Consider the following 12,125-nt stretch of genomic DNA (forward strand, 5'->3'; position numbering starts at 1 on the left):
CCTTACGGGGCACGGCCTCCGGAGCTTCGGGACGCGGTGCTAGCCCCGTTCCAAGAACGGCCCGAGCAAATCCGGCACCGCCCCCTCCGCGAACTCCAGCCCTTCCACTTCCCCCACGTCGTACGCCGCGTACGCCTGTGCGCCGGCCGCCGTCGTCGCGGCCACGGTCAGCAGGCCCGCCCGGCGCTGCAGCGCCGACTGCTTGACGGTCCAGCCGATCACCCCGTCGCGCCGCAGGGCCACGGTGGACCGGCGGATCGTGCCGGACCGTACGACCAGGTAGTCGTCGCCGAGCGCGTGCCCCAGGCTGCGGTACGCGTCCCGTGCGAGCGCCACGGCCACGGGCAGCAGCACCACCGCGCACCCCGCCCCCAGCCAGGCGAGCAACGGCAGGCCGAGGAGCGCGCCGAGCAGCACCAGGGCGAGGACGGGGGCCAGCGTCGCCGACACGGCCCAGCGAAGGCGTCGCGTCCGTGCCGCGGGCGGGTGCGCGGCGAGGGGGGCTCCGGTGGGCGTCACCGGCTCCCGCAGGACGCGCGCCGCCACCTCGTCGGCCAGGGCGCGCGGGGCACCCGGCACGAGGGTGTTCGCGTCGGCATGGCTGTCCTCGTCACGGCGGGCGAGGCCCGTGACGATCGCATCGACCCGGGCGGCGCCCGACAGCCGCAGGCCGAGGGGTTCCACCACGTCGACGCCGCGCAGTCTGGCCTCCTCCAGGGAGACCGAGCGGGTCGTGAGGAGACCGCGCCGCACCCGCAGCGTGCCGCCGGGCTCCTGGTCCAGGCGGTAGTTCCACCACATCTCGACCCACAGCCCGAGCGCGCCCACGGCCCCCGCCACGAACGCCACCGCGGCCAGGACGAGCACCATGCCCGCCACGGACATCCCGCTGAACCGGTCACCCACCCACTCGATGACCTCCTTCTGGGCCCCGAACCACTCGCTGACCTGCATCACGGCCCCGCCCGCCGCGACCGCGAGCACCGGTGTGACGAAGGAGACCGGTGCGTAGCGGATCCAGCGGGTGTCGAGGGAGGCGAGCCGACCCTCCGTGTCCTGCGCGGTGTCGGCGGCGGCGCGGTGCAGGAGTTCGTGCCGCAGCCGTTCGCCCTCCGCCCTGCGGACGGGGGAGAGTTCGAGGGCGGCTTCCTGGGCCGAACTGTGCTCGCCGGTCCCGATGCGCACCTTCACCAGGCCGAGCAGGCGCAGCAGCGGATGCGCGACGAGGTCGACGGTGCGGATCCGCTCGCGGTTCAGGGACCGGTGCTTGACGAAGAGGACGCCGCTGCGCAGCTCGGCCCGTTCGGGCCCGACGCGGTAGCGGCTGTGCCGCAGCCGCAGCGCGTCCACCGCCACACCGCCCGCGACCAGCAGCACGGCCCCGCCGAGGACGCAGGCAAGGGTGATCCCCAGGGACAGCGCGCTCGCGAGGCCGAGCGCGGTCGGCACCCCGGCGGCGACCGCGACGCCGCCGGTCATCTCGACGGTGACGAGCAGCGACCGCCGGTCGAGCCGCTGCCACTCACCGGGCTCCGCCGGCCCTGGCTCCCGCTCAGGGGCAAGGCCAAGGCCCAGGTCACGAGATCCGCTCACGTCGCGTCCCCCGGCGTCGTCTGCGTCACCATCGCGAGCCGCTCGGCGAGTTCGGCAGCGGTGCCGTGTTCGAGCCCCTTGATCTTCAGGGCGCCCTTGGCGGAGCCCGTGGTGACGGTCACGGTGGTCAGCCCGAAGAGCCGCTGGACGGGCCCGCGCGTCGTGTCGACGGTCTGCAGCCGCGACATCGGCGCGATCCGGCCCTCGGTCCAGAAGTAGCCGGTGCGCACGTACACCGCGTGATCGGTGACCTCCCAGCGGTGCACCTTGTACCACCACAGCGGCAGCAGCACCGTGACGAGCAGTCCCGGTACCGCGATGACGACGGCGGGCAGCAGCAGCCAGAACCGGGCCGGGGCGATGAGCGTGCCGAGCACGCAGAGGACCACCACCGGAGGGGCCACCGTCAGCAGCAGCTGCGCGCGCCACCAGGCCACGGTCCGCCGGTCCAGGGGATGGCGCGGCGGCCGGAGCCGCACGCCGGTCGTGTTCTCGGTCTCTTGGTCAACACCCACGGGGCCGACGGTACTTGTTCAGTGCTGCTGCGGCTTGTGCGGTGTCGCCTCGCTCGGCCGCACGATGACGTGGCCCTCGCCCTCCAGCTTCAGCTGCACGGCCTCGCCCGAGCCGCCGCGGATCATCGAGCCGATGGACTGCGAGCGGTGCAGGGAGGTGTGCAGGGCGGCGGTCCAGCCGACCACCGCGTCCGTGTCGACGAACACCGGCTGGCCGTGGGTCACCGGGATCACCAGCGGGTTGCCCTCGCAGACCAGGCCGAGACGGCCCGAGCCCGTGAAGACGCTGTTGAACAGGCCGCCGCCGGTGATGCCCGCGCCCTTCACCGTCTTGATCTCGTACGAGAGGGTCGCGTCGAAACAGAGGACGTTGCGGCCGTTGACGGTGAGGACGTCGCCCGGCTCGATGTCGACGATGAAGCAGTTCTGCGCCTCGTTCGCGAACCATGCCTCGCCCTGGCCGCGCACGGCCATCAGCGGCAGGCCCTCGCCGGTCATCGCCCGCTTGAGCATGCCGCCGACGCCCTGGCTCTTCCGCTCGAACTGCAGGTTCCCCCGGTAGGCGATCATCGCGCCCTGGCGTGCGTGCATCTCGCCGTTGACCGCGTACTTGATCGACTTGGCGTTCTGGAGGGTCATTCCGGGCGCGTGGGCGGGCTGCGCCATGTGGTCACTGGAGAACAAGTCACTCTTCATGCCCACATCTTGAGCTATGGCTTGCGAGTTGAGCTATGGCTTGTGCGCGCGGAAGCGCATGCCTCCGGATTCCGGATGCAGGTCCACCGCCACCTCGGTGAAACCAGCCTCCTTCAGGCGGTCGGGGAGCCCCGCCGGGTCCACCGTGTTCAGTACGTCCCCGATGTGCAGCTCGTCGAGTTCGCGGCTCGGCGGGCTGTCGCTGCCCGCGAAGACTCCGCCGGGGCGCAGCACGCGGAAAGCCTCGGCGAAGATCCGGTCCTGGAGGGCGTCCGTCGGCACGTGGTGCAGCATCGTGAAGCCGACGACCGCGGAGTACGAGGCGTCGGGCAGCGGCATCTGCGCGGCGTCCGCGTGCAGGATGCGGGCGCGGTCGCCCCAGTCGCGCTCCAGGAGCCGGGCGGTCGCCCCGTCGATCTCGACCGCGGTGAGACGAGGGACGAGGTCGACGAGCACGCGGAGGTTGGCGGCGTATCCGGGCCCGATCTCCACGACGTCGTCGCCCAGTTCGACGTCCTCCAGGGCCCAGGGCAGGATGCGGTCCTTGACGGTCTGTGCCCACTCGTCGGAGCTGCACAGCGCTTGGTGTGCTTCGTTCATCGGCATACGGCGACGCTAGGCCGGGCCCTTCGGTGGCCGCCACGGGCTAGGCTGCCGTCCCATGTCGCGAACCGGACACGACCTCGGACACGATCCCCGGCACGACCTGAACTTCGGCCCTCACACACGTCCCACCACCGCGATCTTCGTCGGTGACTTCGCGATGCCGCGCGGCCGCGCTTTCCGCACCCACGTCCACCCCGTGCACCAACTCGCCTGGGCAGCGCGGGGGTTGCTCCGGGTCCGCGCCGAGCAGGGCACCTGGATGCTGCCGCCCTCGCTCGCCCTGTGGATCCCGGCCGGGCTGCCCCACGCCACCGAGGCGGAGGGCGACACCGTGATGCGCAGCCCCTACGTCGACCCCACGCACTGCCCCGCCGAGCGCGTCTGGACCGAGCCGACCGTCCTTGAGGTCGGCCCTCTCCCGCGCGCCCTCATCGACCACTTGGTACGGGACGACCTCACCCAGGAGGCCCGCGCCCGTGCCGAGGCCGTGCTCCTCGACGTCCTGCGGCCCGTCCCCGTGGCGACCGTCTCCGTGACCGAGCCGAGCGACCCACGGGCCCTGCGGGTGGCGCGGGCGCTGGCCGACGCCCCCGCCGACGGCCGGACCCTGGAGGAGTGGGGCGGCGAAGTCGGCGCGTCGGCAAGGACGTTGGCGCGGCTCTTCACCGCCGAGACGGGCCTGGCCTTCGGCCAGTGGCGCAAGCGGCTCCGCATCCGATCCGCGATGCCGCTGCTCGCCGAGGGCCTGCCGGTGGAGTCGGTGGCCCGCCGTGTCGGCTACGCCTCGGCCAGCTCGTTCGTGGCCGCCTTCCACCGCATCGTGGGGCTCACGCCCCGGCAGTACTTCCCGGTGCGGGAGGAGCGGGAGTGAGGTGACGGGAACGCTTCGGCCCCCACCGAAAGATCGCCCCCTTACGGTCGAGGCATGACACTTCGGTACGAGGAGTTCCGCGACCTGCACCGCTCCGGTGCGCCCCTGCTCCTGCCCAACGCCTGGGACCACGCGTCGGCCGCGGCGTTCGCCGCCGCGGGGTTCAGGGCGGTGGGGACGACCAGCCTGGGCGTGGCGTCGGCGGCGGGTCTGCCCGACGGTGCGGGCACCGCACGGCAGGAGACCGTCCGCCTGGCCCGCGGCCTGGCCCGCCTCGACGCGTTGCTCAGCGTCGACATCGAGGGCGGCTTCAGCGACCGCCCCGAGGAAGTCGCCGCGCTGGCCGTCGAGTTGGCGGAGGCGGGCGTGGTCGGCGTGAACATCGAGGACGGCCGCCCCGACGGCACGCTGCGGGAGACCGGTCACCAGTGCGAGATCCTGCGGGCGGTGCGGGAGGCGGTGCGGGGCCGACTCTTCGTCAACGCGCGCACGGACACGTACTGGCTTTCGCCGGGCGGTGACGGGTGCGTGGCGGTGCGGACCGAGGAGCGGTTCGCGGCGTATCAACAGGCGGGCGCGGATGGTCTTTTCGTGCCGGGGCTGAAGGACGTACGTGTCATCGCCGACCTGGCCTCCGGCTTCGACGCCCCGCTCAACATCCTCCACGCCCCGGACGGACCCGCCCTGCCCGAGCTGGCGGAGGCGGGCGTGGGGCGGGTCAGCTGCGGCTCGCTGCTGTTCCGGGCGGCGCTGGGGGCGGCGGTGACGGCGCTCGAAGCGGTGGCACGCGGGGACGCGAAGTCGGCCGAGGGTGTTCTCTCGTACGCGGAGACGCAGGCGCTGGCCGACGCCTTCGCCTAGAGTCTCGGCGGTGGAGATCAGTCAACTGACCGCAGCGGAGCGGCGGGTGTGGGAGGCGTATCCGCTGGGGCGGAAAGTCGACTTCCGGCCGACGGACAGGGAATCCGCCATGTCCGGCGCGGGCTGGGGGCCCGAGCGGACGGTGCGGGCCGAGGTGCTGCGGGCGTTGCTCCTCGATGGGCCCCGCCGTGACGGGGAGACGGCGAAGCTCCACCTCACTGGCGCCCGTGTCATCGGCCGTCTCGACCTCCAGCATGCGGACATCGCGGCGCCGATCCGCCTCTGGTCCTGCTACTTCGACGAGGAACTGAACCTGTACGGCGCGCAGCTGCGTCAGCTACACCTCAGCTGGTCCGCGCTGCCCGGCCTGAACGCCATAGCCCTCCGGGTCGACGGCTCGCTGCGGATGACGGGGTGCCATGTGCGCGGTCCCGTCCGGCTCGCCGGTGCGCGGATCTCGGGGGCGGTCTTCTTCGACTCGGCCGAACTCGGCGAGCAGGGCGTGGAGTGGTCCGAGCCCGTCCTCGCGCTCAACCGCGTCACCATCGACGACGACTTCCAGGCGGACGGCGGCTTCACCGCGCACGGCCTGGTCCGCATGGCGGGGGCGGTCATCGCGGGGAACATCACGTTCGACGACGCGGTGCTCAGTAATCCCGGCGGTACGGCGCTGCATGCGTCGACCCTCAACGCGGGTGCCGATCTGCATGCGATGCGGCTGCGGGCGTACGGGCGGGTCAACCTGCGGGGCGCCCGCATTCCGGGGCAGCTGAACCTCGCCTACGCCAGCCTGTCCAACCCGGGCGGCATGGCTCTGCGCGCCAGCAGCGTCGCCGTCGGCGAGCTGTGGCTGCGGGAGGCCGCCCCCATCGAGGGCTCTGTCACCCTGCGCCGCGCCCACATCGACCTGCTGCACATCGCCCCGGGGACCTGGCCGGACGAGGTCCGCCTCGACGGCCTGACCTACGCGGTCCTCGACCCCCACGAGCCCGTCGAGCGCCGCCTCCAGGTCCTGGAGCGCGACGCCGACGGCTATGTGCCGTACGCGTACGAGCAGTTGACCGCCGCGTACCGCCATGTCGGCGACGATGCGGCGGCTCGGACGGTGCAGCTCGCGAAGCAGCGCCGCCATCGCGCGACGCTGCCGCGCTATGCCAGGGCCTGGGGGTACCTCCAGGACGTGACGGTCGGCTATGGGTTCCGGCCCACATGGGCGGCGGCGTGGTTGTTGTCGTTGGTGCTGGTCGGCGCGGTGACGTTTGCGCTGCGTAGGCCGCCCGCGTTGAAGCCGGGCGAGGCCCCCGACTTCAACGCGGTCTTCTTCACGCTGGACCTGCTGTTGCCGATCGTGGACTTCGGGCAGGAGAGGGCGTATGCGGCGGAGGGGGCGTATCAGTGGTTCGGGTACGCGTTGGTTGTTCTGGGGTGGACCTTGGCCACGACGATCGCGGCGGGGGTGACGAGGGCGATCAGTCGGCAGTAAGTGACGTGCGGGTTGTGGGGGTTGATCGCGCAGTTCCCCGCGCCCCTGACGGGGCGTCCAGCTCGCGTCAGTGTTTGATGTGGGCCACGAATGCGGACCAGGCGGCGGCGCGTATCACCAGGGCGGTGCCCTGGGGGTCCTTGCTGTCCCTGACGGGGACGACGCCGGGGACTCCTTCGCCTACCTCGACGCAGTCTTCACCACCATCGCCGCTGCTGTGACTGCTCTTGCGCCAGCGGGCGGCGCCCACGAAGTCGTGCGCGACCTCGACACAGTTGCCGCCCTCGCCGTTGCTGTAGCTGCTCTTGCGCCAGCGAGCGTTGCTCAGGTCGTACTCGTGCATCGTCTGTAGTCCTCAGCCGCCGACTCGACCAGGGCGAGGGACGCCTCCGGCGACAGCGCGGCGCCCCTGAGCAGATCGTATGCGCGCTCAGCGCGCATCACCACCGCCGGTTCGTCGACGAGGGTTCCCGAAAACGATGTCTCTGTATAGGCGGTTGGAGGGGCATCCTCGAACTCCATGAGCCTCAGATCCCCAGCCATGGAGGCGTGCGCCCCCACCCCGTAGGGAAGCACCATCACCAACACCTGCCGCGCCCGCATCAGCGCCGCAACGTGTTCCAGTTGCTGCGCCATCGCCTGCGCGCCCCCCACCGGGATGTACAGCGCATTCTCGTGCAGTACCACCCAATACTCGGGCCGCGCCGCGTCCTTGAGGATGTGGGCCCGTTCCATCCGGGCCGTCACCTTCTCGTCCACGTACTCATCGGTGACGAACGGATTGGCGGCCAGCGTCACCGCCCGCGCGTACGCGGCGGTTTGCAGCAGGCCCGGAATCAGCGTCGGCGCGAACTCGCAGATCCGCGTCGCCAGTGCCTCAAGCTCCACCACAGCCGCGAAGTAATCCGCGTACCGCCTGTCATCGATCAGCTTCCGGCACATCCGCTCGAAAAAGCCGTCGGTTTGTAGCACCTCATCAATACGTTGAGCCACATCAAGCTGAGGCTTTCGAATGGCCTGCTCGAACTGCCCGATGTACCCCCCGGACACGAAAACCCTTACCCCCAGCGCAGACTGGCTGAGCCCAGCCTCCTCCCGCCTCCGCTTCAGCTCCGCGCCGAAGAACTCCCACGCCGCCTGCCTCGAACCACGCGAACCATTGGCCATGGCCAACCGCCTCCCGCTGCCTCTCAGTTGTAGAGGACAGACTCCTGCCGAGTGTAGGTGGAGTGCGCCACCGTAGGGGCACGAAGAGTGAAATCCAGCGGCAAAGGGGAGCCACGTGACGACCGGAGAAAAGCCCCACGCAGTGGCCTGCGTCGCACACGCGGAGGAAACAGTGAACGAATTGCGCACCGCACTCGCACGGGCGGGAATTTCCTTGCCGTCATTGCGGATCGACCCGGTGACGATCGCGAGGGAGGCGCCCTGTCTGCGGATCGAATTGGGCGGATGTTCCGTCGACCAGGCGGCACGCCTCGCCGCCGCGCTGAGGAGTGAGCCATGAACCGTCCGTCGAACCTCCCCGTCGGCTCGTACGTGGTGGACACCCGCAACGGCCGCGTGGGGAGAGTCATGGGCCACGAGGGTCCGTACGTCCAACTCCGCCCCTACGGCGGAGGGAGGGAGTGGGACTGCACACCGGAGGCGGTGAGAACGGCGACCAGCGCGGAGCGGCTGCGCGCGGCGACGGCGTATGCGAACGCACGGAGCCGGGGGGAGGTGCCCTGAGGCTCAGCCGTACCAGGTGATGTTGCAGATGTAGACGCATTCGTGGCGAGGCGCGGGCAGGAAGCTGATGAAGCCGCGTCCGCCGAGGAAGTCGAACTCGCGCAGGCCGCCTTCACGGTCGGTGGGTCTGCCGACGGCGGCGGAGTCCGGTCCGAGTGCGGCGGGTGGCCAACCGCTCGACCTCGGCGACGACGCCGGGCGGGACTCCGTCGGTGAGGTACTCCTCGCTCGGGTTCCAGTCCCAGGACCAGTCGGTCACAGACCGGCCTCCGCTTCCGCCTCGTCCCGGATGCGACGGATCTCGGCGACGGCGTCCGCCGGGTCCTGCTCCGCCGCGTTCACCAGCTGCTCCAACGCACGCAGGCGGGCCGCCCGCTGCGGATGCCGCTCGATCGCGACGAAGACGGCCCACGAGTGGACGAAGGCGCGCAGGGGGGCCAGGCTCTGCGTCTGCTGGGCGTTCGTCGTCGCCTCTAAGAGGTGCTGGGTGAGCGCGGGGATCCGGCTGGGGGCGATCCGGGCCACCGCGGCGCGCAGTGCGTCGGGCGTCAGCTCGGGCATCGGGACCAAGGGACCGTAGGGGTCTTCGGGCTGTGCGCTCACAGGGTCCTTCGGTGCGGGTGGGGCGGGTCTCCGTACGCTACCGCTCCGACGGGGGAGGTTGAGGGCATACGCGGCGAACCGGCGCCCTGGCGCGGAACCCGGGCCCGGCCATCCCCTGCCGTACGCGAGAATGGGCCCATGAGTCTGTTCCGCGACGACGGCATCGTGCTGCGCACCCAGAAGCTGGGTGAAGCGGACCGCATCATCACCCTGCTCACACGCGGTCACGGCCGCGTACGCGCCGTGGCGCGCGGGGTGCGGCGTACGAAGTCCAAGTTCGGGGCCCGCCTCGAACCGTTCTCCCACGTCGACGTGCAGTTCTTCGCGCGGGGGAGCGAACTGGTCGGCCGCGGGCTCCCGTTGTGCACGCAGAGTGAGACCATCGCTCCGTACGGTGGCGGCATCGTGACGGACTACGCCCGCTACACCGCCGGCACGGCCATGCTGGAGACCGCCGAGCGGTTCACCGACCACGAGGGCGAGCCCGCCGTGCAGCAGTACCTGCTGCTGGTGGGCGCGCTCCGCGTGCTGTCCCGAGGTGAGCACGAGCCCCACCTCGTCCTCGACGCCTTCCTGCTCCGCTCCCTGGCCGTGAACGGCTACGCGCCGAGCTTCACGGACTGTGCGAAATGCGGCATGCCGGGACCGAACCGCTTCTTCTCCGTCGCGGCGGGCGGCTCGATTTGCGTCGACTGCCGGGTGCCCGGCAGCGTCGTGCCGTCGACGGAGGCCCTCACGCTGCTCGGCGCGCTGCTCACGGGCGACTGGGAGACCGCGGACGCGTGCGAGGCACGGCACGCCAGAGAGGGCAGCGGGCTTGTTTCCGCCTATCTGCATTGGCACTTGGAGCGCGGACTGCGTTCACTGCGGTACGTAGAGAAGAACTGAAGCGAGCTAGGAGAGAGCCCCCCATGGCACGACGCGGAATCCTCGGACGGTCCCGCCGCGAGTACAAGACCCCCGAGCCGCACCCCTCGGGCATCCAGCCGCCGAAGATCCCCGGCGAGCTGGTCCCGAAGCATGTCGCCATCGTCATGGACGGGAACGGCCGCTGGGCCAAGGAGCGCGGGCTTCCGCGCACCGAGGGGCACAAGGTGGGCGCCGAGCGCGTGCTCGACGTACTCCAGGGCGGCATCGAGATGGGTGTCGGCGCGATCTCGCTCTACGCCTTCTCCACCGAGAACTGGAAGCGGTCCCCGGACGAGGTGAAGTTCCTGATGAACTTCAACCGCGACTTCATCCGCAAGACCCGCGACCAGCTCGACGAGCTCGGCATCCGGGTGCGCTGGGTGGGCCGTATGCCCAAGCTGTGGAAGTCGGTCGCCAAGGAGCTGGAGATCTCTCAGGAGCAGACCAAGGGCAACGACAAGCTGACCCTGTACTTCTGCATGAACTACGGCGGGCGTGCCGAGATCGCCGATGCCGCGCAGGCCCTCGCCGAGGACGTGAAGGCCGGTCGGCTCGACCCGTCGAAGGTGAGCGAGAAGACCTTCGCCAAGTACCTGTACTACCCGGACATGCCGGACGTGGACCTGTTCCTGCGCCCCAGCGGCGAGCAGCGCACCTCCAACTACCTGCTGTGGCAGAGCGCGTACGCCGAGATGGTCTTCCAGGACGTCCTGTGGCCGGACTTCGACCGGCGCGACCTGTGGCGCGCCTGCCTCGAATTCGCCTCGCGCGACCGCCGCTTCGGCGGGGCGATCCCCAACGAGCTGCAGATCCCCAAGAGCTAGACGTACGCATGCGTGAGGGGCCCGCACCGTCGAACCGACGGTGCGGGCCCCTCACGTACGCACTGAAGCTACTTGCTCGCGCACTCCGCACACGTGCCGAAGATCTCCACCGTGTGCGCCACGTTCACGTACCCGTGCTCGGAGGCGATCGCCTCCGCCCACTTCTCGACCGCGGGGCCCTCGACCTCCACGGCCTTGCCGCAGACGCGGCAGACGAGATGGTGGTGGTGCTCGCCGGTCGAGCAGCGGCGGTAGACCGTCTCGCCCTCGTTGGTGCGCAGCGCGTCCACCTCGCCGGCGTCGGCGAGGGACTGGAGCGTGCGGTAGACCGTGGTCAGGCCGACGGAGTCGCCCTTGTGCTTGAGCATGTCGTGCAGCTCTTGGGCGCTGCGGAACTCGTCCACCTCGTCGAGTGCCGCCGCCACTGCCGCGCGCTGGCGGGTCGACCTGCCTCGAACCGGGGCTCCCACGGTTGCCTCCTCGCGTCTGCGCTCTGGTCTGGGCCTGCCGGGCCATTGTGCCAGGTCGCTCGGAGCGCGGGTCAGGTCTTGGCCACGGGCTGGGCGGGGACCGAGCACTCGGCGGGGTCGCCGAGCGCCTCGGCGGCGGCAGCGGCCCGCGCTCTGCGCCTGGCCAGCGGCGTCGCGAGGACGGTGAGCGCGATGAAGACGCCGATGGTCAGGAGCACGATCGTCGCGCCGGGCGGGACGTCCTGGTAGTACGAGGTGACCGTGCCGCCGAGGGTGACCGCGACGCCGATGGCCACCGAGATCGCGAAGGTCGCCGCGAAGCTGCGGGTGAGCTGCTGGGCGGCCGCGACCGGCACCACCATCAGCGCGGAGACCAGGAGCAGGCCCACGACGCGCATGGCGACGGTGACCGTGACCGCGGCGGTGACGGCGGTGAGCAGGTTCAGGGCGCGCACCGGCAGACCCGTCACGCGCGCGAACTCCTCGTCCTGGCTGACCGCGAAGAGCTGGCGGCGCAGGCCGATGGTGACCAGGACCACAAAGGCGGCCAGCAGGCAGATCGCGGTGACGTCCTCCTCGGAGACCGTGGAGAGCGAGCCGAAGAGGTACGACTGGAGGTTCGCGTTCGAGCCGCCGGGGGCGAGGTTGATGAACATGACGCCGCCCGCCATGCCGCCGTAGAACAGCATCGCGAGGGCGATGTCGCCGCGGGTCTTGCCGTACCAGCGGATCAGCTCCATGACCACGGCGCCGACGATCGCGACCGCCGTCGCCATCCAGACGGGGGAGGTGGAGAGCAGGAAGCCGAGGCCGACGCCGGTCATCGCGACGTGCCCGATGCCGTCGCCCATGAGGGCCTGGCGGCGCTGCACGAGGTAGATGCCGACGGCGGGCGCGGTGATGCCGACCAGCACGGCGGCGAGCAGCGCCCGCTGCATGAAGGCGTAGTTGAGGAGTTCCATG

17 protein-coding genes are annotated in these 12,125 nt (G+C 71.0%); 7 read left to right on the forward strand and 10 right to left on the reverse strand.

The annotated features are described in order from the left end of the window. Positions 1–39 precede the first annotated feature (39 nt). The 4 genes from AB0B50_RS34100 to AB0B50_RS34115 are packed head-to-tail and all read right to left on the reverse strand — an operon-like array spanning position 40 to position 3,410. The gene (locus AB0B50_RS34100; RefSeq protein WP_362339684.1) at positions 40–1,593 is read right to left on the reverse strand and encodes a PH domain-containing protein; all 1,554 of its coding nucleotides are present in this window, start codon (positions 1,591–1,593) and stop codon (positions 40–42) included. Then, entirely contained in the window at positions 1,590–2,108 is a 519-nt protein-coding gene (locus tag AB0B50_RS34105; RefSeq protein WP_362339685.1) for a PH domain-containing protein, read from the reverse strand. Before AB0B50_RS34105 ends, AB0B50_RS34100 begins: the two co-directional genes overlap by 4 nt. Positions 2,109–2,126: 18 nt before the next feature. Further along, positions 2,127–2,804 carry an AIM24 family protein gene (locus AB0B50_RS34110; protein ID WP_362339686.1) on the reverse strand — a complete coding sequence of 226 codons (678 nt, stop codon included), beginning with the start codon at positions 2,802–2,804 and terminating at the stop codon, positions 2,127–2,129. Positions 2,805–2,837: 33 nt separating this feature from the next. Next, complete coding sequence (locus AB0B50_RS34115) at positions 2,838–3,410, reverse strand: methyltransferase domain-containing protein (protein WP_362339687.1); 573 nt, start codon at positions 3,408–3,410, stop codon at positions 2,838–2,840. A gap of 55 nt (positions 3,411–3,465) precedes the next feature. Here AB0B50_RS34115 and AB0B50_RS34120 point away from each other — a divergent pair, with 55 nt between their 5' ends. The 3 genes from AB0B50_RS34120 to AB0B50_RS34130 are packed head-to-tail and all read left to right on the forward strand — an operon-like array spanning position 3,466 to position 6,625. Continuing rightward, entirely contained in the window at positions 3,466–4,281 is an 816-nt protein-coding gene (locus tag AB0B50_RS34120; protein WP_362339688.1) for a helix-turn-helix transcriptional regulator, read from the forward strand. Positions 4,282–4,335: 54 nt separating this feature from the next. Next, complete coding sequence (locus tag AB0B50_RS34125) at positions 4,336–5,142, forward strand: isocitrate lyase/phosphoenolpyruvate mutase family protein (RefSeq protein WP_362339689.1); 807 nt, start codon at positions 4,336–4,338, stop codon at positions 5,140–5,142. 10 nt (positions 5,143–5,152) lie between these two features. Continuing rightward, positions 5,153–6,625, forward strand: coding sequence for a membrane-associated oxidoreductase (locus tag AB0B50_RS34130; RefSeq protein ID WP_362339690.1), 1,473 nt, complete (start codon positions 5,153–5,155; stop codon positions 6,623–6,625). A gap of 67 nt (positions 6,626–6,692) precedes the next feature. On the opposite strand, the gene AB0B50_RS34135 is transcribed toward AB0B50_RS34130, so the two are convergent. Further along, complete coding sequence (locus AB0B50_RS34135) at positions 6,693–6,968, reverse strand: DUF397 domain-containing protein (RefSeq protein WP_362339691.1); 276 nt, start codon at positions 6,966–6,968, stop codon at positions 6,693–6,695. Further along, positions 6,950–7,792, reverse strand: a complete 843-nt coding sequence (locus AB0B50_RS34140) for a helix-turn-helix transcriptional regulator (protein ID WP_362339692.1) — start codon at positions 7,790–7,792, stop codon at positions 6,950–6,952. The genes AB0B50_RS34135 and AB0B50_RS34140 overlap by 19 nt, the downstream gene beginning before the upstream one ends. A gap of 115 nt (positions 7,793–7,907) precedes the next feature. On the opposite strand from AB0B50_RS34140, the gene AB0B50_RS34145 reads away from it, so the two are divergent. Beyond that, on the forward strand, positions 7,908–8,132 hold the full coding sequence (locus tag AB0B50_RS34145; protein ID WP_362339693.1) for a hypothetical protein: 225 nt from the start codon (positions 7,908–7,910) through the stop codon (positions 8,130–8,132). Continuing rightward, positions 8,129–8,356 carry a hypothetical protein gene (locus tag AB0B50_RS34150; protein WP_362339694.1) on the forward strand — a complete coding sequence of 76 codons (228 nt, stop codon included), beginning with the start codon at positions 8,129–8,131 and terminating at the stop codon, positions 8,354–8,356. Before AB0B50_RS34145 ends, AB0B50_RS34150 begins: the two co-directional genes overlap by 4 nt. A 112-nt stretch (positions 8,357–8,468) precedes the next feature. On the opposite strand, the gene AB0B50_RS34155 is transcribed toward AB0B50_RS34150, so the two are convergent. After that, on the reverse strand, positions 8,469–8,615 hold the full coding sequence (locus tag AB0B50_RS34155) for a hypothetical protein (protein WP_362339695.1): 147 nt from the start codon (positions 8,613–8,615) through the stop codon (positions 8,469–8,471). Then, on the reverse strand, positions 8,612–8,917 hold the full coding sequence (locus AB0B50_RS34160; RefSeq protein ID WP_362339696.1) for a hypothetical protein: 306 nt from the start codon (positions 8,915–8,917) through the stop codon (positions 8,612–8,614). The genes AB0B50_RS34155 and AB0B50_RS34160 overlap by 4 nt, the downstream gene beginning before the upstream one ends. 180 nt (positions 8,918–9,097) lie before the next feature. On the opposite strand from AB0B50_RS34160, the gene recO reads away from it, so the two are divergent. Together recO and AB0B50_RS34170 are read left to right on the forward strand one after the other, a co-directional pair. Beyond that, the gene (gene recO / locus AB0B50_RS34165) at positions 9,098–9,847 is read left to right on the forward strand and encodes a DNA repair protein RecO (RefSeq protein ID WP_362339697.1); all 750 of its coding nucleotides are present in this window, start codon (positions 9,098–9,100) and stop codon (positions 9,845–9,847) included. A gap of 23 nt (positions 9,848–9,870) precedes the next feature. Beyond that, positions 9,871–10,692, forward strand: coding sequence for an isoprenyl transferase (locus AB0B50_RS34170; protein WP_362339698.1), 822 nt, complete (start codon positions 9,871–9,873; stop codon positions 10,690–10,692). Between the two features lie 68 nt (positions 10,693–10,760). Here AB0B50_RS34170 and AB0B50_RS34175 read toward each other — a convergent pair whose 3' ends face one another. Both AB0B50_RS34175 and AB0B50_RS34180 read right to left on the reverse strand, forming a co-directional pair. Next, positions 10,761–11,162 (reverse strand): transcriptional repressor, encoded by a 402-nt coding sequence (locus tag AB0B50_RS34175; protein WP_362339699.1) that lies wholly within the window; start codon positions 11,160–11,162, stop codon positions 10,761–10,763. Positions 11,163–11,233: 71 nt separating this feature from the next. Then, positions 11,234–12,124, reverse strand: a complete 891-nt coding sequence (locus tag AB0B50_RS34180) for a metal ABC transporter permease (RefSeq protein WP_362339700.1) — start codon at positions 12,122–12,124, stop codon at positions 11,234–11,236. Position 12,125: the final 1 nt, after the last annotated feature.

Source organism: Streptomyces sp. NPDC041068 (assembly GCF_040647455.1).
Classification (GTDB): Bacteria; Actinomycetota; Actinomycetes; order Streptomycetales; family Streptomycetaceae; genus Streptomyces.